General features: G+C 40.3%; 23 protein-coding genes. 18 read left to right on the top strand and 5 right to left on the bottom strand.

From position 1 onward, the window contains the following. The first annotated feature begins 50 nt into the window (after nucleotides 1-50). The 14 genes from mazG (at nucleotide 51) to NI470_RS02930 (ending at nucleotide 15,019) form a co-directional block, all read left to right on the top strand. Entirely contained in the window at nucleotides 51-863 is an 813-nt protein-coding gene (gene mazG, locus NI470_RS02995) for a nucleoside triphosphate pyrophosphohydrolase (protein WP_253147694.1), read from the top strand. Continuing rightward, entirely contained in the window at nucleotides 823-1,245 is a 423-nt protein-coding gene (locus tag NI470_RS02990; protein WP_253147693.1) for a ComEA family DNA-binding protein, read from the top strand. Before mazG ends, NI470_RS02990 begins: the two co-directional genes overlap by 41 nt. Before the next feature lie 136 nt (nucleotides 1,246-1,381). Continuing rightward, nucleotides 1,382-2,854: a polynucleotide adenylyltransferase PcnB gene (pcnB, locus tag NI470_RS02985; RefSeq protein ID WP_253147692.1), complete on the top strand. Its 1,473-nt coding sequence runs from the start codon at nucleotides 1,382-1,384 to the stop codon at nucleotides 2,852-2,854. Beyond that, nucleotides 2,851-3,336, top strand: a complete 486-nt coding sequence (gene folK / locus NI470_RS02980) for a 2-amino-4-hydroxy-6-hydroxymethyldihydropteridine diphosphokinase (protein WP_071850422.1) — start codon at nucleotides 2,851-2,853, stop codon at nucleotides 3,334-3,336. The genes pcnB and folK overlap by 4 nt, the downstream gene beginning before the upstream one ends. Nucleotides 3,337-3,389: 53 nt before the next feature. Next, nucleotides 3,390-4,199, top strand: coding sequence for a 3-methyl-2-oxobutanoate hydroxymethyltransferase (gene panB, locus NI470_RS02975; RefSeq protein ID WP_071850421.1), 810 nt, complete (start codon nucleotides 3,390-3,392; stop codon nucleotides 4,197-4,199). A gap of 1 nt (nucleotide 4,200) precedes the next feature. After that, a complete protein-coding gene (gene panC, locus NI470_RS02970; RefSeq protein ID WP_253147691.1) occupies nucleotides 4,201-5,049 on the top strand; it encodes a pantoate--beta-alanine ligase in 849 nt (282 codons plus the stop codon). A gap of 18 nt (nucleotides 5,050-5,067) precedes the next feature. Then, nucleotides 5,068-5,919, top strand: coding sequence for an RNase adapter RapZ (gene rapZ, locus NI470_RS02965; protein ID WP_004278335.1), 852 nt, complete (start codon nucleotides 5,068-5,070; stop codon nucleotides 5,917-5,919). Continuing rightward, nucleotides 5,916-6,185, top strand: a complete 270-nt coding sequence (locus NI470_RS02960; RefSeq protein ID WP_044109984.1) for an HPr family phosphocarrier protein — start codon at nucleotides 5,916-5,918, stop codon at nucleotides 6,183-6,185. The genes rapZ and NI470_RS02960 overlap by 4 nt, the downstream gene beginning before the upstream one ends. A gap of 2 nt (nucleotides 6,186-6,187) precedes the next feature. Then, nucleotides 6,188-6,721, top strand: coding sequence for a ribosome biogenesis factor YjgA (gene yjgA / locus NI470_RS02955; RefSeq protein WP_004278333.1), 534 nt, complete (start codon nucleotides 6,188-6,190; stop codon nucleotides 6,719-6,721). A gap of 712 nt (nucleotides 6,722-7,433) precedes the next feature. Further along, the gene (locus NI470_RS02950) at nucleotides 7,434-8,702 is read left to right on the top strand and encodes a sensor histidine kinase (RefSeq protein WP_253147690.1); all 1,269 of its coding nucleotides are present in this window, start codon (nucleotides 7,434-7,436) and stop codon (nucleotides 8,700-8,702) included. 173 nt (nucleotides 8,703-8,875) lie between these two features. After that, the gene (locus NI470_RS02945) at nucleotides 8,876-10,180 is read left to right on the top strand and encodes an RNA-guided endonuclease InsQ/TnpB family protein (protein ID WP_253147689.1); all 1,305 of its coding nucleotides are present in this window, start codon (nucleotides 8,876-8,878) and stop codon (nucleotides 10,178-10,180) included. Between the two features lie 94 nt (nucleotides 10,181-10,274). After that, on the top strand, nucleotides 10,275-13,025 hold the full coding sequence (gene glnE / locus NI470_RS02940; protein ID WP_253147688.1) for a bifunctional [glutamate--ammonia ligase]-adenylyl-L-tyrosine phosphorylase/[glutamate--ammonia-ligase] adenylyltransferase: 2,751 nt from the start codon (nucleotides 10,275-10,277) through the stop codon (nucleotides 13,023-13,025). Nucleotides 13,026-13,049: 24 nt separating this feature from the next. Continuing rightward, nucleotides 13,050-13,976 (top strand): branched-chain amino acid transaminase, encoded by a 927-nt coding sequence (locus NI470_RS02935; RefSeq protein WP_004278329.1) that lies wholly within the window; start codon nucleotides 13,050-13,052, stop codon nucleotides 13,974-13,976. 164 nt (nucleotides 13,977-14,140) lie between these two features. Then, nucleotides 14,141-15,019 carry an ATP-grasp fold amidoligase family protein gene (locus NI470_RS02930; protein WP_180031526.1) on the top strand — a complete coding sequence of 293 codons (879 nt, stop codon included), beginning with the start codon at nucleotides 14,141-14,143 and terminating at the stop codon, nucleotides 15,017-15,019. Nucleotides 15,020-15,076: 57 nt separating this feature from the next. Here the strand turns inward: NI470_RS02930 and NI470_RS02925 are convergent, their stop codons facing one another. Together NI470_RS02925 and NI470_RS02920 are read right to left on the bottom strand one after the other, a co-directional pair. Then, nucleotides 15,077-16,099: an NAD-dependent epimerase gene (locus tag NI470_RS02925; protein ID WP_180087079.1), complete on the bottom strand. Its 1,023-nt coding sequence runs from the start codon at nucleotides 16,097-16,099 to the stop codon at nucleotides 15,077-15,079. After that, complete coding sequence (locus tag NI470_RS02920; protein ID WP_180087078.1) at nucleotides 16,096-17,265, bottom strand: nucleotide sugar dehydrogenase; 1,170 nt, start codon at nucleotides 17,263-17,265, stop codon at nucleotides 16,096-16,098. The genes NI470_RS02925 and NI470_RS02920 overlap by 4 nt, the downstream gene beginning before the upstream one ends. A 184-nt stretch (nucleotides 17,266-17,449) precedes the next feature. Here NI470_RS02920 and NI470_RS02915 point away from each other — a divergent pair, with 184 nt between their 5' ends. From NI470_RS02915 to NI470_RS02905, 3 genes are read left to right on the top strand one after another with little or no spacing between them, the layout of a single operon-like run. Then, nucleotides 17,450-18,223 carry a glycosyltransferase gene (locus tag NI470_RS02915; protein WP_180087119.1) on the top strand — a complete coding sequence of 258 codons (774 nt, stop codon included), beginning with the start codon at nucleotides 17,450-17,452 and terminating at the stop codon, nucleotides 18,221-18,223. Nucleotides 18,224-18,277: 54 nt separating this feature from the next. Further along, on the top strand, nucleotides 18,278-19,249 hold the full coding sequence (locus NI470_RS02910) for a stealth family protein (protein ID WP_253147687.1): 972 nt from the start codon (nucleotides 18,278-18,280) through the stop codon (nucleotides 19,247-19,249). Between the two features lie 9 nt (nucleotides 19,250-19,258). Further along, a complete protein-coding gene (locus NI470_RS02905; protein ID WP_253147774.1) occupies nucleotides 19,259-20,017 on the top strand; it encodes a glycosyltransferase family 25 protein in 759 nt (252 codons plus the stop codon). On the opposite strand, the gene NI470_RS02900 is transcribed toward NI470_RS02905, so the two are convergent. Beyond that, complete coding sequence (locus NI470_RS02900; RefSeq protein WP_253147686.1) at nucleotides 20,010-21,236, bottom strand: hypothetical protein; 1,227 nt, start codon at nucleotides 21,234-21,236, stop codon at nucleotides 20,010-20,012. The two genes, NI470_RS02905 and NI470_RS02900, sit on opposite strands and share 8 nt — an antisense overlap. Nucleotides 21,237-21,402: 166 nt before the next feature. On the opposite strand from NI470_RS02900, the gene NI470_RS02895 reads away from it, so the two are divergent. After that, entirely contained in the window at nucleotides 21,403-22,443 is a 1,041-nt protein-coding gene (locus NI470_RS02895; RefSeq protein ID WP_253147685.1) for a capsular polysaccharide export protein, LipB/KpsS family, read from the top strand. 126 nt (nucleotides 22,444-22,569) lie between these two features. Here the strand turns inward: NI470_RS02895 and NI470_RS02890 are convergent, their stop codons facing one another. Both NI470_RS02890 and NI470_RS02885 read right to left on the bottom strand, forming a co-directional pair. Continuing rightward, nucleotides 22,570-23,439: a lysophospholipid acyltransferase family protein gene (locus NI470_RS02890; protein ID WP_253147684.1), complete on the bottom strand. Its 870-nt coding sequence runs from the start codon at nucleotides 23,437-23,439 to the stop codon at nucleotides 22,570-22,572. 18 nt (nucleotides 23,440-23,457) lie between these two features. Further along, entirely contained in the window at nucleotides 23,458-23,679 is a 222-nt protein-coding gene (locus tag NI470_RS02885) for a hypothetical protein (RefSeq protein WP_004278319.1), read from the bottom strand. Nucleotides 23,680-23,719: the final 40 nt, after the last annotated feature.

Here is a 23,719-nt window from a genome sequence, read left to right as displayed (position 1 = left end):
AGAAACTGGCAGATTGACGCGACTATTTGGTAAAAAAGAGGTTTTTGAATATGGAACAACTACTCAAGGTCATGCGTGAATTACGTGAAAAATGTCCATGGGATCAGCAGCAGACCCCCGAATCTCTGACCAAATATGCGATTGAGGAAGCTTATGAAGTCGAAGCAGCAGTCCGCTCTGGAAAAGTCGACGATGTCCGCGATGAGCTAGGTGATTTGCTGCTACAGGTGGTGTTCCAGTCGCAAATGTATAGCGAGCAGGGGGCTTTCGATTTTCAGGATGTGGTGCAGGCCATTACCGATAAACTGGTTCGCCGTCATCCGCATGTATTTCAGGCGGAACAGTTTGCGCAGCTCAGCCCAGAAGATGTGTCTGAGTTATGGAAAGAAATCAAACAGCAAGAAAAGCAGGGTAAGCCGCGTTCACGCCTGGATCAGATTAAACATGCACCGGCTTTGGTACAGGCCGATGAAATTCAAAAAAATGTCGCCAAAATTGGTTTTGATTTTCCGGACATGGCGGGTGCTTATGCCAAGCTGGAAGAAGAGCTGGCTGAATTAAAAGAAGCGTTAGCTGAAGAAAATTCCGATGAAATACAGGAAGAATTTGGCGACTGCTTATTTTCTCTGGTGAATGTTGGTCGTAAACTTGGCATTTCCAGCGAGATGGCATTATTGGGGACGATCCATAAATTCCGGACCCGCTTTGCCTTGATGGAAGATCAGGCACAATTACAACAATTAGACTTGGAAAAACTGTCACTGGCTGAACTTGATCAGCTCTGGGAACAGGCTAAATTAGAATTAAAACAAAGAGCAGCACATGAAAAAAATACCTTATCGAATCGGTCCGACGTGGATTAACTTTCTTCTGAGTTGCTGGCTGGGCTTTATTTCTATCGGAACTGCGCATGCGACTGCGACCGATTATATGGAATGGAAGACCCAGCAACAACAACACGACGCCCGCCTGAAGAAAAAAGCTGCCGCTACGGCTTCATCAGAAAGCAATCACTATCTGGCGAAGCCTACATTATCGACATCTTCTGCCGCTGATAAAATCAGTTTGAATAATGCAACAGTGGAGCAATTACAGCAGCTAAATGGTATTGGTCAAAAGAAGGCCGAGGCGATTATTGAGCATCGGCAAAAAAACGGTAAATTCAAAAGCATTGAAGAGATCCAGCTGGTCAAAGGGATTGGGCCGGCATTATTTACCAAAAACAAGGCCAAACTGGCCTTGTAAGGCGACAGTATGGATCATGACTAGCTGATTGATTTGACTCGCAGGATTGACATAATCAAATTGCCCTTTAGTCGTGTAAGCGATATGATTAGCGTCATCTTAGAATTTTACGTTCAGACGTAGGAGACAGCGTCTTTTGCAAACTTTGCGCGCGTCAAAATGTGGTTTATCAACCGCTCAATTACCTTCTTATATTCTCGATGTGATTGATGCCTTAAACAAGGCAGGCTATGAAGCTTATATCGTGGGTGGTGGTGTTCGAGATCTGATGTTAGGTTTGAATCCTAAAGATTTCGATGCAGTTACCAATGCAACCCCGGCTCAGGTCAAGGAAGTTTTCGGACGACGTTGTCGGATTATCGGACGACGTTTCGAACTGGCGCATGTCTATTCAGGGCGGGAACTGGTTGAAGTGGCAACCTTCCGTGCCCCACCAAAAAAAGCAGTGACCTCGGCCGCGGGGATGATTCTGCGTGACAACAATTGGGGCAGCATCGAGCAGGATTTTGCCCGTCGTGATTTTTCCATCAATGCAATGTACTACCAGCCGCGTAAAGGTATTGTGCTGGATTTCTGTAATGCAGTGGATGATATCCACAGCAAAACCTTACGCTTACTTGGTGATCCGGCTTTAAGATTTGAAGAAGATCCGGTGCGGATGCTGCGAACCTTACGTTTTGCCGCCAAGCTGAACTTTAATATTGATGAAGCGATTCTGGATGTCTTTACGCCGGAAATGACCCAGTTGCTGCGTGATGTTTCTCCACATCGACTTTATGATGAATCACAGAAGCTGTTCACCATGGGACACCTGAATCGTGTCTTGCCCATGCTGATCGATTTCGGGATCTGGCAGCAGTTATTTGCAGATATCAAGCCTGAAATTACGCCGTTTATGGAACGTGCTGCGAAAAATACCGATCAGCGTATTTTGATTGGCAAGACCATCAACCCGGCATTTTTCTATGCGGTATTGTTATGGCAGCCATTCCTCGAGCGTTGTGAATTCTATCTGAATAAAGGTGTGGTAGCGGCCGAAGCCCGTGCCCAAGCCGGTCTCGACGTATTAAAACGTCAGGCAACCCGCACTATTATTCCACGCTTTGCGGAAACTTTTATTCGTGAAGTTTGGGAAATGCAGACCCGTTTGCTGAATCCAAAACCACAGCAAATTGAGGCCTTGTCCAGTCATGCGCGTTTCCGTGCCGGCTTTGACTTTTTGCTGCTGCGTGAAAAATCAGGCGATGCAACTGCCCAAGGCATGGGCAGCTGGTGGGATGCTTACCAGCAAATGAGCGGTGACGAGAAAGAACGGGCCATTAGCCAGTATAACCGTCAGCGTGCCAAGAGCCGTCGCAAGGCGAGTCAAGAAGAACATCTGGACCAGAAACTGACCCAACAGCAAGATCTTGCCGAGATTGAGCCGTTAGTGAATGAACCTGAACCACGCAATCGTCGGGTGCGTAAAGCCAAGTTTGAAGACAAGGCGAAACCTCTGTCGCATGTGGCAGCCAGTGCCAGCGGTGAAATTGGCGCAGATCATCCGATTATGAAACGTCAGCGGGTAAAACGTGATCTGAGCCAAGTGGTATTTGGACCAACACAATGATCGTGACATATATTGGCCTGGGCAGTAACCTGGGCGATTCACGCCAGATTCTGGCAGAAGCTGTACAGAAACTGGCGACCTTGGGGCAGGTGAAAACTTCGCATCTGTATCAAAGTCCACCGATGGGGCCACAGGATCAGCCGAACTATCTGAATGCAGTGGTGCAGTTAAATACCGATCTGGCTGCTTTAAGCTTGCTGGATCGTTTGCAAGCCTTTGAGCAGGACGCAGGTCGGGTACGTTTGCGGCATTGGGGCGAACGTACACTGGATCTAGACTTACTAATCTACGGCAATGAGCAGATTCAAAATGAACGCTTAACTGTGCCGCATGTTGGAGTATTAGAGCGTGATTTTGTCCTGATTCCACTTCTGGATATTGATCCTGAAATGCAGGTTCATGGACATAGATTAAAAGACCTGGACATCGTCAAACAATCGACCCTCGCGGTACTCGATGACAGCAACTGGGCAAATATTTAATTTTTAAGTGATGGTAGTTTCGACAGAACTTTCAAGCATAGAGGAACATTTTCATGGTCAGTCTGAGTGATTTAAGACGCTTTAAAGCAGATGGACGCAAATTTTCATGTCTGACTTGCTATGATGCCAGTATGGCCAAAGCCATGGAAATTGCCGAAGTGGACAGCATTTTAATTGGCGATTCTCTGGGAATGTCAATTCAGGGGCGTGATTCGACTTTGCCGGTCACGGTTGCAGATATGGCTTATCATACTGCTGCGGTACGCCGTGGTAACCAGCATGCCTTTATCATGACTGACTTGCCATTTATGAGCTATGCCACCTTGACTGATGCCTTACAAAGCTCGAAAACCGTGATGCAGGCCGGCGCGCAAATGGTGAAAATGGAAGGTGGTGCATGGCTGGCAGATACCGTGCAAGTGCTGACCCGTAACGGTATTCCGGTGTGTGTGCATTTGGGTCTTACTCCGCAGTCGGTACATGTCTTTGGCGGTTATAAGCTGCAAGCCCGTACTCGTGAAGCGGCCGATCAGCTGATTGCGGACTGTAAGGCAGTGGTAGAGGCGGGAGCTGCACTATTGCTACTTGAGTGCGTACCGGCACAGCTTGGCCAGGAAATCACAGAACTGTTTCCGCAGATTCCGGTCATTGGCATTGGCGCGGGCGCAGCCACAGACGGCCAGGTGCTGGTGGTTCAGGATATGCTCGGTTTGACCTTTGGCCACACTGCAAAATTTGTACGTAATTTTATGCAAGAACAATCGGGTGCGACAGCCATTCTGGATGCTTTTAAAGCGTATCATGCTGCAGTTTTAGATGGATCTTTCCCGGCACCAGAACAAACTTTTCAGGTTGAATTGTAAGATGAAAACAGAAACCACCATTCAGGGCTTAGCGGCATCATTAAATCCGGCGCGTACCAATCGCAAGATTATCGGTTTTGTACCAACCATGGGTAATCTGCATCAAGGACATTTAAACTTGGTGCGTGAAGCGCGTAAGTTGTGTGATGTGGTGGTGGTCAGTATCTTTGTCAATCCGATCCAGTTTGGGCCAAATGAAGATTTTGACAGCTATCCGCGTACGCTTGAGCAGGACCAGCAGCTTTTGGCAGAAGTTGGTTGTGACATCGTGTTTGCGCCGACGGTTGAACAAATGTATGGTAAAAAACCGCGTCTGACCAATATCAGTGTTTCTGACATTACTAATGATTTATGTGGTTTGCAGCGTCCCGGCCATTTTGATGGCGTGGCGGTGGTGGTCACTAAATTGTTTAACATCGTACAGCCGAATTACGCCTTCTTTGGCCAGAAAGATTATCAGCAATTGGCGGTCATTCGTCAGTTTGTACAAGACCTGAATATTCCACTGGAAGTGATTGGTGTGCCGATTGCCCGTGCAGAAGACGGCTTGGCTTTAAGTTCGCGCAATGGTTATTTAAGTGAAGAGCATCGTGCAATCGCACCGGTCATTTATCAAAGCTTGCAAAAGGCTGAACAGCAATTACATGCAGGCGTGGAGCTGGAAACGGTATTGGCAGAGATTCGCCAGACTTTAACCGATGCCGGGTTTGTGGTGGATTATGTTGAAGCCCGCACTCCAGAATTACAAAAAATTCATACGTTTAATCAAGATCTTGTGTTATTTATAGCTGCAAAGCTGGGGAATACACGTCTGATCGACAACCTGCAGGTTAAATACACTGCCGGCTAAGATGAAAGGGTAACATGCATGAAGCGCATTTTAATTGTCACAGGACAATCTGGTTCGGGGAAATCATCTGCATTACAGGTGCTTGAAGATCTGGGGTATTACTGTATTGATAATTTGCCTTTGGCATTGCTTCCCGAAATCGTGGCAAAACTGGACAGTGAAAATAATCTGGAACAGTTGGCGCTGGGCGTCGATGTACGTAGCACGCGGGCGGATTTACAAGAATTTGATCATGTATTTGAACAGCTGCAACAGCATGGTTCGGTTGATATTATCTATTTGACCACGCAGGATCAGGAGCTGATTGCCCGCTTTAGTGCTTCGCGTCGACCGCATCCTTTAGCTTCACGCTTTAAAAGCTTGAATCAGTGCATTCAGGAAGAAAAAATCCTGTTGATGCCGATTCAGTTGCGTTCTACAGTTCATATCGATACTACCGATAAAAGCGTACATGACCTGAAACATACCTTATTGTCCAAGCTGGGACAGGCCGATAACCTGATCCTGATTCTGCAATCCTTTGGTTATAAGCATGGCATTCCACTGGATGCCGATTATGTCTTTGATGTCCGGCATTTGCCAAATCCGCATTGGGAACTGGAACTGCGCAAATTTTCAGGGCTAGATCAGCCGGTGCAGGCGTTTTTACAAAAGAGCGATCAGGTCGAGGACATGTTCAATGATCTGTATCATTTTCTGGACAAGTGGTTGCCGACCTTTGCCGAAGGGCATCGTCATTATATGACCGTGTCGATAGGTTGTACCGGTGGTCAGCATCGTTCTGTTTATATTGTGGATAGACTAAAAAAAGCCCTTGAGGCAAAATGGTCTATTCAAGTCCTCCATCGAGAAATGAAGCACTGGTCATGATTGATACGACAGTTGACGTAATTAATAAACTGGGTTTACATGCACGCGCATCTGGTAAACTGATAGAAGTTACCACCAAATTTCGTTCCAGTATCCAGATTGGCAAAGCGGATAAACTGGTAGATGCAAAAAATATCATGTCCTTGCTGATGCTCGGTGCGGGCAAAGGAACAACTTTACGCTTGGTGATTGAAGGAGCAGATGAGGAAAAAGCCTTATCTGAAATTCAGGCACTATTTGCAGCAAAATTTTATGAGGCAGATTAATCGTGGCACGTCGACCGAACAGTTTAACTGAAGAAGATTTTGATTCTTTAGAGGGACGCGCAAGTAAGACCGAACAGAAAAAAGCAGTCCAGCGTATGGCTGCTTTAGGTGCGCAGCTTGCAGAGCTGAGCGCTAAACAAATTAAAAACCTACCCGTAGATGAGCGTTTGATTGACGCCTTGCTTGATGTGCAGGCAATTAGTTCGCATGAAGCACGTCGCCGTCAATTTTCACGGATTGGTAAATTATTACGCAATGAAAATGAAACGGTAATTTTGTCTTATTTAACACCTAAACAAGGTCTTAAAAAGACAGCTCAATTACAGCGTTGGGTGGATCGAATTGTCAAAGATGGTGATCCAGCCATCAATGAATTTACCAAAACCTATAATGCGACAGAGCGTCATACCTTACGTCAACATTATCTTCGGGTACACCGTGATTTAAAGAATCAAGCACCTGAAGAAGAAGTGAATGCTTCTAAATTAAAGCTGTTTAACTATGTACAGCAAGTGGCGTTGATTTCTGACAATTAAGCAGCCATGTAAAAAGGCGGTCTTTTTTAGGCCGCTTTTTTATAGCTGTTTTGAACTGATTGGTTTGACTTGGACATGCATAGTCTATAAGTGGTCTATCTTAATATTACTATTCCAGCTTCTAAAACTGCATTGATGATAAAAAATACAAAATTTCTGCAATTAATTTGTTAATGAATGTAAAATCTTTACAATTCTCAGTGGCTTTTTTGGCCTGTTTTTAGTCAATATCCTGATATTTAAATATTTCGTAGACTGGAATTGTTAAGATAGTTTTAAAAATTAAAAAATAATTCTGAGTGTTATTAGATAGATGAGACCTGATATAAAATTTCTTTTTAATCATAAGGTCAAGTTATATAATTGAAAAATCATTAGCTTTTACTCCAAATAGAGTAAAAAGCTATAGTGGGTATTTTTTAGTCAATAGTGTGTTACAGTAAATACAAATAAACATGCTTATTTTAGGTGAGATATATTAATTTCAAATACTTATGTAGGTTTTTTCGAATAGTAAATTTTCAAGTTATTCTTAATCAATTAAATATCAGTGCTTTGCGGTTAAGAATGTATCTGGATAGAAACAGGTTAACAAATCCTTTAACCTATAGGTGAGTTTTCATCGTTGAGTAAATATAGAATCTTTGTTATTGATTGTATGAATTTGGTCGGCAGTGTTTTCTATATTCCATAAACATTCAGAGAGGCAGACATGGAACTAAAACTGCTAGAGGTCGGTCAGAATACGGAGCAATTAAGCTCGTGCCGTATATCTCTCATTTTAGGTGTCTATACCTCCAACAACCTATTAGACACCTTTTGTAAGATCGCCCGTAAAGTTTTAAACGTTAAAACCAGCATTATTCGCTTCCACACGGAGCCCTATATCTGGTACAGCTGTCCGCGCGGTTTCCGGGCTTTGCACGCCCCGCAGGACGTGAATCTGCCTACGTATCTGCAACACGCAGATGTCATTGACCAGACGCATCCTGCTTATACAGAACTGTCAAATTATGTGAAAAATCTCGGTGTAGCGCATCAGAGATTAGTCGCCTTTAATTTAAAATCAAGTAGCGGTGTGTCTTTTGGACAGGTCATTTTCTTTGATGATCAGACTGAAGGGTTTGATCAGGATGATATTGCCACTATTAAACAATTTGCTGAAAGTTTAGTGATTCGAATTCAGCTTAATCAAGAACATACTGAACTGAAAGAATTATATGAACAGCAATGCGCACTCAACTTCAGTAAAACCAAATTTTTCCAGATTATTGCGCATGACTTGCGTGCACCATTTCATGGTTTACTGGGCTTTTCCGAAGTGCTAGCGCAGGAGCGTGACACTCTGGACGAATCCAGTATCCAGAGCATCGCGGATTATTTATATGATAATGCACAATCGACCTATAACCTGCTGGAAAGCCTGCTGACTTGGGCGATGGCAGAGGGTGGACGCTTTATTTATCATCCGATTAATTATGAATTGAAACAATCCAGTAATATTGTGTGCAGTGTGCTGAAAAGTCTGGCCTTAAATAAAAAAATTGAACTGGTTGATAATATTCCTGAAGACATCAAGGTACATGCGGATATCAACATGATTACCTCTGTCTTGCAGAACCTGGTGTCGAATGCGCTTAAATTTACCCCGGTGAATCAAGGCGGTAAAGTGATTTTAGCTGCAGAGATGGAAGGCGAGCAGGTCAAGATTACGATTCAGGATACTGGATTGGGCATGAACGAAGAACAGATGCAGAATCTGTTTAAACCGACTTTGGGTGTGAGTGTCAGAGGCACAGCTGAAGAGAAAGGGGTAGGTTTGGGTCTGGTACTCTGCAAGCGCTTTATTGACCTGAACCATGGTCAAATTGCTGTAGATTCCAAAGAGGGCCGTGGTACGACCTTTACTGTGCATTTGCCGATGGTTACCAATGATCATCAGGCGCTAGTGCTTGAAGATGTACATGCCGAGCAATCTTAAAAGGTAAATTTCAAACTAAAACATTCCCACTGAGACAAAACTCCTGCTATCTTTAGTGTGAAAGAGGACTCCACCCAACATTAGGGTGGAGGTGAATTTCACGACTTTTTTTTAGTGCAATATGATAGAATAATTTGCATTAAGTTTCTGTATCTAAATAGATTTAAGGCGAAATGAAGATCAACAAAGCGTACAAATTTAGGCTTGAGCCTAATGCGGAACAGGAGCTTGTTTTAAACAAGTTGCTTGGCTCTGCACGTTTTGTTTGGAATCAAATTTTAGCTGTTTCGTTCGAGATGCTTGCTAATAATGAGCGAATCAACAAAGTTAATTTAGTCAATAAAATTCCTGAATTACGCAAAAAACCTGAATGTGCTTTTCTAGAAAACAGCTCAAATGGCGTTTCACTCCAACAAAAAGTTCGTGATCTTGGTGATGCTTGGGGGAAGTTTTTTAACAAAAAGGAACAAGCTAAGTTAAAGCAAAAACCATTTAGAGCTAAGAAGCCACGATTTTTTAAATTATCCGATGGTGGTGAAGTTCAACTTAGAACACTTATGCCACGATTCAAAAAGAAATCTGATGGTTATGATTCCATTCGTATTGTTCAATTTGGCAGATATTGTTGGGTTAAAGGCAACCAAGTTAAGTTACCTAATGACATTGGCGTTGTGAAATTCAGAAAATCACAAAATATTGTGGGTGAGATTAAGAACGTCACAATCTCAAAGCATGTCGGGAAATGGTATGTGTCATTTGGTGCTGAAAACACAGTAGAAGCACCAGTCCACCCATCAAAATCAGCCGTTGGCATTGATTTAGGTGTTAAAAAGTTAATTACAACGTCTAGTGGTCAAGTATTCGACCCGATCAATAGTTTCAAGGCCAATCAAGTAAAGTTGGCTAGGCTTCAGCGCAAGCTGAGAAAGAAAAACAAGTTCAGTCAAAATTGGAAAAAGCTGAATCTCAAGATCAATACATTACACCATCATATTGCCAATATTCGGCATGACTACTTGCACAAAGTCACCACAACGCTCAGCAAAAACCACGCAATGATCGTAGTTGAGGACTTAAAAGTAGCCAATATGTCGAAGTCAGCGAAAGGCTCAATCGAGAAAAAAGGAAAGAATGTTAAAGCCAAGTCCGGCTTAAATAAATCAATCTTGGATCAAGGTTGGTCAATGCTTGTTAATATGTTGGTGTACAAACAGCAATGGCGAGGTGGTTTACTCGTTAAAGTTGACCCTAAATATACAAGTCAGACTTGTAGTTCATGTGGTCACGTTGCAAAAGAAAATAGGCTTACTCAAGCAAACTTTAGTTGTGTCGAGTGTGGCTTTGGCGAGAATGCAGATATTAATGCTTCTCGCAATATTTTGGCGGTGGGTCACACCGTTTTGTCTGTGGAGGGTGGATGCGGTAAAGGTCGCCTTGCGAAGCAGAAAGCAAGTGAAATCCGTGAGGAAGTCGCCTAAGAGCTTTTGCTTTTAGAATCCCCCACTTGAACATCGTGAAAGTGGTGGGAGTATGTCAAAACTAAGCAGAATGTTTCAGGGGAAGAGTTGAGTGATGAATGCGGCACAATTGCAGAAAACCTTAAGAGCCAGCCAATATGCCGAACAGGTATTGGCCAATCACCAGAGTTTACTGGAACAGGATTATGCAATTGACCAGTTTCAAGGCTCACTCAGTCGGGAATATATTGATCAGCTGGTGCAGCATTGCATCCTGAATATAAGCGATGAAGCAACGTGGATGCGCGCAATGCGTATTCTGCGGGCTCGTTTGATGTTTCGCTGGATCTGGCAGGATGCCAATCAACTCACCGATGTGATTACTCTCACCCAAGAGCTCTCCGATTTTGCCGATGCCTGCATCTGTGCGGCGAAAGATTTTGCCCGTATTCCGGTCGTTGCCAAGTATGGCCAGCCAATCGGCTATAACGGAAAAGTCCAAGATCTGATTGTCATTGCCATGGGGAAACTCGGCGCCCAAGAACTCAATCTTTCCAGTGATATCGACCTGATTTTTGCCTTCGATGAACAGGGTGAAACCGATGGACGTAAATGTCTTGATGTGCAGCAGTTTTGCATCCTGTGGGGACAAAAACTGATTCATTTGCTGGATCAGATCACGGCAGATGGTTTTGTATTCCGGGTGGATATGCGCCTGCGTCCTTGGGGCGATGGTTCGGCGCTGGCCATTAGCCACGCGGCCTTGGAAAAATATCTGAGCCAGCATGGGCGTGAATGGGAGCGTTATGCCTGGATTAAAGCGCGTATTGTTAATCCAAGTCCAGAAGGCGACGAGCTGCTGGAGATGACCCGTCCATTTGTATTTCGCAAGTACGTCGATTACAGCGCTTTTGAAGCCATGCGCGAAATGAAAGCCATGATCGAGCGCGAAGTACAGCGCCGTAATATTGAAGATGATATCAAGCTCGGAGCCGGTGGCATTCGCGAAGTCGAATTTATCGTGCAGGTGTTTCAGCTGATTTATGGCGGGGCCAAACTTGAATTGCAGGATCGGCAGTGTCTGGTGAATCTAAATCATCTGGATGATGCCGAGTTGCTGGATGAACAGGCGGTGCAGGATCTGGAAAATGCCTATTTATTCCTGCGCCGGGTTGAGCACGCGATTCAGGCACTGAATGATCAGCAAACGCAATCACTACCGACAGAGCCAGAGTTAAGGGCGCGTATAACGGACACACTTGGTTTTGCGGATTGGGACAGCTTTATGGCATATCTCAATGAAAAGCGTGACAAAGTGATGTATCAGTTTGATCATTTAATCAAGGAAAATGGTCCTGACACCTTGGTTGAAAGTTTTTCCCAGTTGGAAAAGAAACTCAAAGAAGTTTTGGACGAGAATGCAAAGAATCTTGTCTATGAGTTTTGGAATGGGCATGCCTTAAAAAAATTACCAGCCAAAGCAGTGCAGCGTTTAAAAACTTTTTGGCCACATTTAATCGAAGCAGTTTTACAGTCAGATGATCCGCAGACCGCACTGGTACGACTGATGCCCTTGGTGGAATCAGTAATGCGCCGTACGGTATATCTGGTGATGTTAATTGAGAGTAAAGGGGCGTTACAGCGACTGGTGAAGATGGCCACGGTCAGCCCATGGATTTGTGAAGAACTGACCCATTATCCGGTGCTACTGGACGAATTCCTGTCGATGGATTTTGAATTGCCAAAACGTCAGGATCTGGAAGATTCCTTGCGCCAGCAACTTTTACGGATTGAAATTGACCAGGTCGAAGACCAGATGCGGGTTTTGCGCCTGTTTAAAAAATCCAATGTACTTGCTGTAGCCGCCAGTGATGTGCTGGCTGAAAGTCCTTTAATGAAAGTTTCCGATGCCTTGACCGATATTGCTGAAGTATCGGTGAATGCAGCGCTGCATCTGGCCTATCAGATTGTGGCAAAAAAGCATGGTTTTCCACTGGATGCAGAAGGGCAGCGCTGTTCAGTCGAGCATACGGCTTTTGCAGTCATTGGTTATGGTAAAGTCGGTGGAATTGAATTGGGTTATGGCTCGGATCTGGATCTGGTGTTTATTCACTATATGGGTGAACAGGCCGATACCGATGGACTTAAGCCGATCAGTGGCTTTGAATTTGCCATGCGGGTTGCACAAAAGTTTATGTCACTGATGACCACGCAAACCTTGGATGGACGTGTATATGAAGTCGATACCCGATTGCGTCCATCGGGCGAAGCTGGGCTTTTGGTGACCAGTTTAAAAGCCTTTGAACAATACCAGTTCAAAAGTGCCTGGCTATGGGAGCATCAGGCACTGGTGCGAGCCCGTCCGATTGCGGGTGAAATGAGCTTGCGAAAAAAGTTCGAAGTCTTACGCCGGGATATTTTGATTCAGCCTCGCGATGAAAATTATGTACGGGCAGAAGTACTGAAAATGCGTCAGAAAATGAAGGAGCATCTCGGTTCTTCTAAAGAGCAAAAAAAAGATGGTATTTTTCATTTAAAACAAGATGCAGGTGGTATCGTAGACATCGAATTTATGGCACAGTATGCTGTGTTGGCTTGGAGTGGGACGAATAAAGATCTCGCCCATTTCTCCGACAATGTACGAATTCTTGAGGATGCCGCAAAATCAGGTTGCTTATCCAGCGACGATGCGACTGCTCTGATTCAAGCTTATCTCCGTGAACGCGCCGAGAGCCATCGCTTAGCCCTTGCAAATCAATCCATGCAAGTGTCTGCAAGCGACTGGCACGATACCCGAATGACCGTTTGCAAGTTATGGCAAAGACTGATTGATCCAAGTGCAGACTTTGCACTGGATAGTGAATAATTGTGAGAAATTGGAGTTTGTGGCATGAATTTGGCTGATCGTGATGGTTTTATTTGGCAAGATGGACAACTAGTTGACTGGCGTGAGGCAAAAACTCACGTATTAACACATACTTTGCATTACAGCATGGGTGTGTTTGAAGGCGTCCGAGCTTATGAAACCCCGAATGGAACGGCTATTTTCCGTCTTAAAGAACATACGAAGCGCTTGTTGAATTCTGCAAAAATTTATCAAATGAAAGTTCCATTTGATCAAGCAGCATTAGAACAGGCTCAAATTGATGTTGTTCGTGAAAACAAATTAGCGTCTTGCTATTTACGTCCAATTATTTTTATTGGTTCTGAAAAACTCGGTATCGCTGCAACTGACAATACCATTCATGCCGTAGTTGCGGCATGGAGCTGGGGTGCTTACCTCGGTGAAGAGGCGATGGCGAAGGGAATTCGCGTAAAAACGTCTTCATTTACCCACCATCATCCGAACGTGACCATGTGTAAGGCTAAAGCATCAGGTAACTACACCTTGTCGATTCTTGCGCATCAGGAAGTGGCGCATTCAGGTTATGATGAAGCAATGCTGCTCGACCCACAAGGCTATGTATGCCAAGGTTCAGGCGAAAACGTATTCCTGGTGCGTGATGGCGTGATTCATACGCCTGATATCGCAGGTGGTGCGCTGGATGGTATTACCCGTCAAACGATTATTACGATTGCTAAAGACTTGGGTTATGACGTAATTGAACGTCGTATTACCCGTGATGAGTTCTACATCGCAGATGAAGCATTCTTTACCGGTACTGCTGCAGAAGTAACACCAATCCGTGAATACGATGATCGTCAGATTGGTGAGGGTGTACGTGGTCCAATCACCACACAAATCCAGAAAGCTTATTTTGATGCAGTTCAGGGTAAAGATCCTAAATATGCACACTGGTTAACTTATGTGAAGTAATTCAGAATTTATTGCTTGAAAAAACCTCTCATTTGAGAGGTTTTTTCAATATTAATTACGTAATATATTTAATTTTTTGATTCAGAAAATAGTTAAACATTTGCATCTTGTTTGTTTCAATTTGTTATAATGAATATCTTAAATGTAAGATATCATTATTTATTATGATAGAAAATATTATTTACCAAGCTAAAGTAATTCGAACTAAATTTGTATCAGACAAAAAATACTTAACGAAAAGATTTGTGTCTAAATTAGGTTATATTCCTAATTTTAATGCACCGCAAAGTTTTAATGAGAAAGTAACAGCGCGAATGATTTTTAGTCGTGATTCTCTGCATACAAAGCTCGCGGATAAAGCTGTAGTAAGGAAGTTAGTAGCAGAAAAAATAGGATGGGATTATTTTGTTCCTTTAATAGGACTATATAAATCCTATGATGATATTAAATTTGAGCAGTTTCCAGATAAGTTTGTTCTGAAGTGCAATCATGATAGTGGTAGTGCTATTATTTGTAATAATCGAAACAATTTTGATGTTCATAAGGCACGTTTAAAAATCAATAAACATTTAAGCATGAATATGTATTATCTTAAGCGAGAATGGCATTATAAAAATATCCAGCCTATGATTTTAGCTGAACAATATATTGATCTTTTTATGGATATAAATAATCAATATATAATTACCACTTGTCGTATTCATTGTTTTGAAGGGAAGCCAGAGTATTTAGAAGTAGATATCATTGATAATCTTAACAATGAATATTCAAATATTTATGATACTTCATGGTTATTACAACCATTTAAAGTAGATTTGAAAGAAAATGCACCTAATAATATAGGACGACCACCTCAGCTTGAGAAATTGTTAGAACTATCAGAGTCATTGTGTTTTTCTTATGGTTATAGTCGAATAGATTTTTTATTATCGCAAGATCAAGTGTTTTTTAGTGAAATTACCCTAACACCGAATGCGGGTCGCATGATCATAACACCTATAGAATGGGATCAAAAACTTGGTTCTCTATGGAAGTCATGTTAGTAATTTAAATATATAAGGACCCATGCTAATAAAATAGAGTGAGTCCTTTTTAGAGTTTTAGACTTGATAAAAGTCTCGATACCAGTTCACGAACTGTTTTACTCCATCTTCTACGGATACTGAAGGTTTATAACTTACACTTTGTTCCAGAGCAGAACTATCTGCAAAAGTATCCGGTACATCACCTGGTTGCAGTGGTAGTAAGTCTAGGATTGCTTCTTTGCCCACAGCTTTTTCAATGGCACGGATATATTCAATCAGTTTCACTGGCGAATTATTTCCGATGTTAAAGATGCGGAACGGGGCATTGCTGGTTGATGGATCAGGGTTATTACTATCCCAGTCTAGATTAGGTGCAGCAATCTGGTCACTGGAACGGATCACCCCCTCAGCAATATCTACGACAAAGGTAAAGTCACGGGTATGGTTGCCGTGGTTAAAGACCGGAATAGGTTTGCCTTCAATAATGTTTTTGGTGAACTTGAATAGTGCCATATCTGGGCGACCCCAAGGACCATAAACGGTAAAGAAGCGCAGGCCTGTCGTTGGTAGCTTAAATAGATGGCTATAGCTATGCGCCATCAATTCATTGGCACGTTTGGTTGCTGCATAAAACTGGATCGGATGATCAACACCATGTTTTTCACTAAAAGGCATGGTGGTGTTGGCACCATAGACACTGCTGGTGCTGGCATAGGTCAGATGTGGCGTTTTGGCATAGCGACAGGCTTCAATAATATTGGTAAAGCCTACAATATTGCTTTCGACATAGCTCATTGGGTTTTCAAGCGAATAGCGTACACCTGCCTGTGCTGCCAGATGAATCACGCGATCAAATTGATGCTCCTGAAAACACTTTTCGACCACAGCTTTATCTGCGAGGTTAGCATGAATAAAATTGAACTGCCCCGTCTGCTGTTCTGCCGTTTGAATTAACAGATCTACACGTGCCTGTTTTAACGCTGGATCATAGTAGTCATTCATGTTGTCGAACCCGACGACATCATCACCACGTTCTAAAAGCTTTTTGGAAACATGAAATCCAATAAAACCTGCTGCACCTGTTACCAGAATTTTCATTCATCGCCTCCAAAAATATCACGTGTATAAACTTTATCTTCAACATTACTGAGATCTTTAGATCGACGATTGGTGATGATCACCTCTGCCCGCTGTTTAAAAATTTCTAAATCAGTAATTACTTCAGATTTAAAGAACTCTGCTTCTTTGAGCGTTGGCTCATAGATAATGACTTCAATACCTTTAGCCTTAAGGCGTTTCATCACGCCTTGGATGGCAGAGGCACGGAAATTATCTGAACCACTTTTCATGACCAGTCTATAAATCCCGACCACCGACGGATTTCTAGCTAAAATGGAATCGGCAATGAAGTCTTTACGGGTACGGTTAGAATCCACAATGGCCTGTATCAGATTGCTTGGTACCTGACTGTAGTTAGCCAATAACTGCTTGGTATCTTTTGGTAGGCAGTAACCGCCATAACCAAAGGAAGGGTTGTTATAGTGGTTGCCAATTCGCTGATCCAGACAGACACCTTCAATAATTTGCTGAGTATCTAAACCGAACGTTTGTGCATAGGTATCCAGTTCATTGAAGAAAGCCACGCGCATAGCCAGATAGGTATTGGCAAATAACTTGATTGCTTCAGCTTCGGTTGAGTCAGTAAACAGCACAGTGCTGTCTTTTTTGATTGCACCTTCAATCAGCATATCTGCAAATTGTTGGGCACGCGCTGACTTCTCTCCAACAATAATACGTGATGGATAAAGGTTGTCATGTAAGGCTTTACCTTCACGCAAAAATTCTGGAGAGAAAATAATATTTTCTGTATTAAATTTCTCTTTTACGGTTTTGGTGAAGCCCACAGGAACCGTAGACTTAATAATCATGACTGCTTGAGGATTAATCTCGGTTACATCACCAATGACACTTTCCACACTCTGGGTATTAAAATAATTGGTTTTAGTGTCGTAATCCGTAGGTGTTGCAATAATGACAAAATCTGCGTTCTGATAAGCTTCATATTTGTCAGTTGTTGCCCGGAAGTTCAGTGGTTTTTCACTTAAAAAAGCTGAAATGTCATGATCCTGAATTGGAGAAACCTTCTGATTCAACATTTCAACTTTGCTGTCGATAATATCTAATGCCACGACTTCATGATGTTGTGAGAAGATCATGGCATTGGAAAGGCCGACGTAACCGGTACCTGCAACTGCTATTTTCATATCAACCTGATTATGTGTTTCTAATAGAGGGGGCTTGAGTTCAAGCCAATATTGGTGTTCTCGAAGCGACTGCACATCATACCATAAAGTATTTTTGAGTATGATGAAGGCGTTGAAAAGCAGGCAGTAACTTTGCTTTAGAAATGGTATGATATGGCGCAGAATGCTGGTGGAAGATGAATACATGCAGGAAAACGTAAGCGACTCACTGTCAGACCAGACTCATACACAGTCTGAACAGAATATTGTGCTATGCATGAAGTGGGGCACCAAATATGGGGCAGAGTACGTCAATCGTTTATACAATATGGTCAAACGTCATACCACGGTTGATTTTAAAATGATGTGTCTGACAGATCGTACTGAAGGCATTGATTCTGCTGTTGAATGTTTTCCAATTCCTCCATTGGCCCTGCCAGCAGGCAGTCCTGAACGCGGCTGGAATAAACTTTCTACATTTGAACCTGATTTATATGGTTTAAAAGGTAATGCACTATTCCTCGATTTAGATGTTGTCATTGTTGATAATATTGATAGTTTCTTTACCCATCCAGGTGATTTTCTGATTATCCATGACTGGAAACGCCCATGGCGTATTACTGGAAATAGTTCAGTTTATCGTTTTAAGTTAGGTGCTTTCCCGGGACTGATGCCATATTTCCGTGAACATTTTGACGAAATCCGCCAGAAATTCCGTAATGAGCAGGCTTATTTATCCTGGTATGTTGATCAGGAAAAGAAACTGAGTTATTGGCCGGATTCCTGGTGCAAGAGCTATAAATATCACTGTCTGCAAAAAATTCCCATGGCTTATTTCAAGCCACCAGTGAAGCCGGAAGGCGTCAAAATTATTATTTTCCATGGTGAAATCAATCCACCAGATGCCATTAATGGCGGTGGTGGTAAATGGTACCGTTATGTGTTGCCATCGCAATGGATCAAGGATGCTTGGCAATAATTATTAGATGTAATAATTTAGCCATCAGGTACATATTTTTAAGTGATAAAGTGAATGCAGCAGATTGATATTGTAATTGCCTGGGTGGATGGCAATGATCTTGAATTAAAAAGGAAACGTCATAAATATCTGACTGGTGAAGATGCATCTGATGCAGTCAGTGATACCCGTTTCGCCAGTGACAATGAAATCTACTACAATATTGCTTCAATCCTGAAATATGTACCTTTTTGCCGCAATATTTTTGTGGTGACCGATAACCAGCGTCCAGAATTTATTGATGAGTTTGCTGCACAAGGCCTGTGTTCTGCTGATAAGATTCGTGTAGTGGATCATCAGGAAATTTTTAAAGGTTATGAGCAGCATTTACCCACTTTCAATACCCGATCGATTGAAAGTATGCTCTGGAATATTGAAGGATTATCAGACTACTTTATTTATTTGAATGATGATTTCTTCTTTAATTCAACCGCACAGGTAGAAGACTTCCTAAATGGTGAAAGTTTAGTTATCTATGGTCACTGGCAAAGCAGTTTTGCACTGAAGATAAAGTTAAAATATCGCCAGTTTTTGCAGGCTCAATTTGGCAAGCCAATTCAGCCTAAGCATATGATTGCACAAATGTTAGGTGCTGATATCTTAGGCTTTAAAAAGTTTTTCGAGATCCATCATTATCCACATATTGTCGATCGTCATGCCTTAAAGGATTATTTATTGGCATATCCGCAGTTGCTGGAAACCCAGATTAAATACAAGTTCCGCAGTGTAGAGCAGCTTAATCCTATTTCACTGATGAATCATATCAAGATTCAAAAGCAGCAAGCTGAGCTGAAACCTGATATTGAATTGGCTTATCTAAAAAATGAAGACAGCCTCGACAGTTTCGTTTCAGCCTTGGCTAATCCTGCAATAAAATATGGCTGTATTCAAAGTTTGGATCAATTCAATCCAGCAGAAGCAAAACAGGTGAGTGATGCTATGCAGCAAAAGCTGGCTGGTTATTTACCCAATTCAATTTTGGTTTAGAGGTTCATGATGAAAGCGATTACTTATCTGATTAATTTGGACGGAAGTGATGAACGTTTAAAAAATGCTTCTGAAATTTTGGCATCTCAAAATATTGATTTTATAAGATTTCCAGCTGTTGATGGTCGTGGTAAAGCTTTAACTGAATTTAAGGATTATAATGATAAAAAAGCTAAACAAGTAATGGGTAGAAGTTTATTGAGTGGCGAAATAGGATGCTATTTGAGTCACGTTGGCTGTGTTGAACGTTTTTTAGCCTCAGATGCTGATTACCTCATTGTTTTAGAGGATGATATGCAACTTGATAATAACTATAAAAATACAATAGATAAAATTTTAAATTACTTAGATCAGAATAAAAGAATTAATTGGAATTTAATTAATATTGGTCCAAAGAAAAAGAAAATTTTTAAGGAGGTTGCAAGTTTTAATAGTCATACATTATTACATGCATATTATTTTCCAATAAGAACGATTGGACTTATATGGTCAAGACAAGGTGCGCAAGAGTTTTTGGAGCAAGGTCGAGAAATATTCATGCCAATTGATAACTATTTACAATATTGGTTGAGTAGGAATAGTAAAGGCCTTTCAATATGGAAGCCTTTAGTTAGACCAAGTGGTTTTGAAAGTGTAATTGATAAAAATCGGAGTAAAAAGAAAAAAAGTAGCTTATCTTTGGGCATGAAAAAGCAAATTAGATCATGGAAAATAAGATTTTTAGCTATAATTAATATGATTCTTAATAAGAATGGAAGTTCTAAATAGAGCTTCCGTTCTTATAATGATTTAAAAATTTTTTAAACTTTTCTAATATATTTTTTCTTGTGGAAATAAATTTTAATTTGGGTGAATCATCTGGGAATGTTATATTTAAACGAGAATATGTTTTTTGATCAATATAATGAATTGAGTTATTGAATGTTATATTGTTAGTACGTAAGGTTTTCCAGTTGTAATTAATTGCTTTGAAATGAGAATAATATAGTCCCTTGATTTTTTTTAAAGAAACTTTCCTAATAGAATGAACTTTCCACTGAGTAAGATCATCTAGTTTTGAAGGGTTAATACACCATTTATAATCAGTATGCTTGTCATTTTTACTTCGATATGCATAATTAAAAAATCGGGTCTCTTTATTTTTATCCAAAGGGATTGATTGGATCCAAAAACCTGGATAAATTAAACCCTTGTTTTGATCTAGTAATTTAAAAATAGATTCTCCTTTTGGGGTAATAATTAGTTCATCTATATCCGCATTAATTACACCTGCAGAGTATTTTAAAAATTTATGTTTCGCATGTTCAAACATACCATACTGACAAAAATCAGAATCCCAGGGTGTTTTTCCTTTTCCGCTGTATATGCCACCTTGCGGTCCATATTTAAAGTTCCATGGAACTAAGTAAATATTGATATCTAAATTCTGTTTTTCTAAATATTTTTTTAATTCTTCTAGTGAGTAATTATCTGAATTATTGTCGTAAAATAAAACAGTATCGATCTCATGATTTTTTTTATAAAATAAGATCCAGTCACTTATCCATTCAAATTTATTATTTTTTGAAAGTGTAAATAGGACCTTTTTATCTTTAAGTTTTTCAAGTAAATTGTCATTAATTTTTATATCAAATGAAAGATTATTATATTTCCATTTTAAGATTTTAGGTTTTTTTGTTATTTGATCAATGTGGTTAATTTGAAGGCGATCAAGTTCTATTGTATTTATTTTTTTAGAATAATCCTTATTATCTAAATAAAAATTTCCTTTCTCAATAAAATTTTTCAGACCATAGAGTGGAGGTCCAGAAAAGATAACTTTATTTTCAGAAAAGAATACATCATAGCAAAGTGTTTTGAAGTCAAATTTATCTTGATAATCATTAGGTCTCAAGCTTTCTGGTCTTGGAGGAGTTCTACTATACTTTTCTGACTCAGGAATTATACAAGGAGATATATTAATGATTTCAATAGTATGGTTGCTCATTTTTTTTCCGGGAGATACATAGAAAAATCAAATTGTCGCTAATCTTTATACAATTTTATCAAAAATTTAACATTAATTCCTGCTTTCATAAAGTAAAAAATTAAAATTGAGGTAAATTAATTGTTAATATATCCAAATCTAATGCTATTGCTTTAATTGTAAAAGAATGAATAAATTTATTTTTGAGTATCCTATAGATTGGGTAAAAGAGGCAGATCCGCAGAATATTACTTTTTTGAATAATATTCATTTTTGTTTAATTCAATTAAATCAATTTGTTAGTTCTATACCTGTGGGGTATCCTTCGTATGGTATAGCACGTCCACAAACTACAAGTCCTTATTTATCATTTCATAGTTATTCAAATCCGGAAGGGGTTTGGTCTTATAAAGAAGCTCCTATAAAAGGTTTATACTCTATTGATCCTACTGGATATGGTGGCTGGGCTGATATTACTAAGAATCCTAAGAGATATCAGCATAAAATTAACGATATTAAAAATTATGATGATATTTTAAATCCATTTATCAATCAGTTAAAAAATGGTATATCAAAATATAAACAATCTAAATCCAAATTAATTTTTGAAAATGATTTTATTTTATTGGCCTTGCAGGTTAGAACTGATAGTGTTGCAAATCATGCTTATTTAGATGTGGCTGATGTAATTAATGAGATTTCAAATTTGGCTATTCGATATAAGAAAAGGGTAGTTATTAAGCTTCATCCAAAGTGTGATTCAGAGTTATTAAAATCACTTGTTTTTAAACTAAGTTATCAGAATGAATGGATTTCAATTTCAAATGGTGATATTACTCAACTTATTAAAATGAGTAAATGTGTATTGGCTTGTAATTCTGGTGTAAGTTTAGAGTCATTAATATTAAATAAGAAAGTGTATTGTTTTGGTGAAAGTGAATGGTTTCCAATTACATATCAAATTAGAATATTAGAACAGCTTGAAGATATTTTTATTAACTATGAGGAGAAATATAACTTATCTATTTATCAAAAAAAATATCTTGCCTTTTTGCTATCTGAATACTGGGTTGGTTTTAATGATAAGAAAGCAATAAAAAATAAATTAAAAAATATAATTGACCAAAAAGTATTTAAAAATAAGGATTTAAGTATTGAGGATGAGTGTATTTTAAATATTTTAAATGCACAAAAGGAATATACAAAAAAAATAAAAGAATTAGTTTGATTGAGTGTGATTTTGAAAAACAAAAAGATATATTGAAATACATGAGATCTCATCCATTTTATATATTGATTTATTTTTTTAAATATAATTTTTTAAAATTAAAAAGTAAGCTTAATATTTAATAGTTTAAATTTCAGCATAAATATTATTATTTTTCTTAATCTTTCTAAACCGTTTATACCCCCACAAATACTGTTCTGGAGCGACATTAATCATGCGCTCCATTTCTTTATTTAAGGTATCGACAGAAAGCTGTAGGTCTTTCGACGAAATATCGTCAGAAAGTTGGGTCACAACAATATCATAACCGGATAAATCATCACGTCTGAGACAGCTTAAACCTACGACTGAACATTGTGTTTTGGCTGCCAGTTTGGAAAGAAGCGTAGAGGACAGCGCATTTTGACCATAAAAATAAGAATAGATTCCACCAGATTCTTTAGGAACATGATCCGGCAAAATTGCAGAAAAACCACCCTGTTTTAAATGCTTAAACACAGCACGTACCCCAGAATCATCTGTAGGGACCAGTGTGGCATTCAGGCGTTGCCGAGCTTCAAGCATAAAGCGGTCAACATCTTGATTCTTGCTGGGCTTATACATAATCACAGGAGAAGTGTGTTGATTGACCCAGACATTCAATAGCTCCCAAGTACCAAAATGAGGCACCACCGCCAAACAGCCATGAGGATTTTGCAGAGCTTGCAGGAAAATATCTTCACCCTGCACATCTCGAATTAAAGACAGCGCATATTCAGAAGATGATCCCCAAATCTTGACTGATTCCGCATACGTCATGCACTGACTTTTGAGGCTGCGTTTGGTCAAATCAGCCCGTTCAGATTCAGAAAGTTCAGGATAAGCAGAGGCCAGATTAATCTCAGTCACTCGGCGTGCAGAAGAATGGCTGAAATACAAAAGAGATCCAGCCAGTTGCGCAAGACTTTGAATGAATCTTAACGGAAGCTTGGAGAAATTTTTGAGTAGGGTGTACATGTTATCCAGATGGTCAGATTATAGGTCTTTGTCCGGATTGCCTTTCAGCACCATATAAATCAAACCTACAAAAATCAGCAGGGCACCTAAAATACTGCTCAGGCAGAAATACACAATACGGTCATTGGTATCAAGGTTGAACAGGTTGTTTGCAAGGATATAGCGCATGAACAGCCATTGAACCACTGAAAATACAATAAGCATAATGCTGCGATTACGAACTGCAGGACGCATAGCCATTGCTAATTACCTTAGATTAAAAACTGTGGCTATTATGCCA

This window comes from Acinetobacter lwoffii (assembly GCF_024129115.1).
In the GTDB taxonomy this organism is placed as follows: Bacteria; Pseudomonadota; Gammaproteobacteria; order Pseudomonadales; family Moraxellaceae; genus Acinetobacter; species Acinetobacter lwoffii_T.
This window is presented reverse-complemented; position numbering and strand designations above follow the sequence as displayed.

Bases quoted from the DNA above. Each gene is read 5' to 3' on its own strand.
- glnE (WP_253147688.1), top strand. From the start codon at position 10,275: ATGAATGCGGCACAATTGCAGAAAACCTTAAGAGCCAGCCAATATGCC.
- panB (WP_071850421.1), top strand. From the start codon at position 3,390: ATGGTCAGTCTGAGTGATTTAAGACGCTTTAAAGCAGATGGACGCAAA.
- NI470_RS02895 (WP_253147685.1), top strand. From the start codon at position 21,403: ATGAATAAATTTATTTTTGAGTATCCTATAGATTGGGTAAAAGAGGCA.
- NI470_RS02905 (WP_253147774.1), top strand. From the start codon at position 19,259: ATGAAAGCGATTACTTATCTGATTAATTTGGACGGAAGTGATGAACGT.
- NI470_RS02890 (WP_253147684.1), bottom strand. From the start codon at position 23,439: ATGTACACCCTACTCAAAAATTTCTCCAAGCTTCCGTTAAGATTCATT.
- NI470_RS02925 (WP_180087079.1), bottom strand. From the start codon at position 16,099: ATGAAAATTCTGGTAACAGGTGCAGCAGGTTTTATTGGATTTCATGTT.
- NI470_RS02885 (WP_004278319.1), bottom strand. From the start codon at position 23,679: ATGGCTATGCGTCCTGCAGTTCGTAATCGCAGCATTATGCTTATTGTA.
- NI470_RS02910 (WP_253147687.1), top strand. From the start codon at position 18,278: ATGCAGCAGATTGATATTGTAATTGCCTGGGTGGATGGCAATGATCTT.
- rapZ (WP_004278335.1), top strand. From the start codon at position 5,068: ATGAAGCGCATTTTAATTGTCACAGGACAATCTGGTTCGGGGAAATCA.
- NI470_RS02960 (WP_044109984.1), top strand. From the start codon at position 5,916: ATGATTGATACGACAGTTGACGTAATTAATAAACTGGGTTTACATGCA.
- panC (WP_253147691.1), top strand. From the start codon at position 4,201: ATGAAAACAGAAACCACCATTCAGGGCTTAGCGGCATCATTAAATCCG.
- mazG (WP_253147694.1), top strand. From the start codon at position 51: ATGGAACAACTACTCAAGGTCATGCGTGAATTACGTGAAAAATGTCCA.
- NI470_RS02945 (WP_253147689.1), top strand. From the start codon at position 8,876: ATGAAGATCAACAAAGCGTACAAATTTAGGCTTGAGCCTAATGCGGAA.
- NI470_RS02990 (WP_253147693.1), top strand. From the start codon at position 823: ATGAAAAAAATACCTTATCGAATCGGTCCGACGTGGATTAACTTTCTT.
- NI470_RS02920 (WP_180087078.1), bottom strand. From the start codon at position 17,265: ATGAAAATAGCAGTTGCAGGTACCGGTTACGTCGGCCTTTCCAATGCC.
- NI470_RS02935 (WP_004278329.1), top strand. From the start codon at position 13,050: ATGAATTTGGCTGATCGTGATGGTTTTATTTGGCAAGATGGACAACTA.
- folK (WP_071850422.1), top strand. From the start codon at position 2,851: ATGATCGTGACATATATTGGCCTGGGCAGTAACCTGGGCGATTCACGC.
- NI470_RS02900 (WP_253147686.1), bottom strand. From the start codon at position 21,236: ATGAGCAACCATACTATTGAAATCATTAATATATCTCCTTGTATAATT.
- NI470_RS02950 (WP_253147690.1), top strand. From the start codon at position 7,434: ATGGAACTAAAACTGCTAGAGGTCGGTCAGAATACGGAGCAATTAAGC.
- NI470_RS02930 (WP_180031526.1), top strand. From the start codon at position 14,141: ATGATAGAAAATATTATTTACCAAGCTAAAGTAATTCGAACTAAATTT.
- NI470_RS02915 (WP_180087119.1), top strand. From the start codon at position 17,450: ATGCAGGAAAACGTAAGCGACTCACTGTCAGACCAGACTCATACACAG.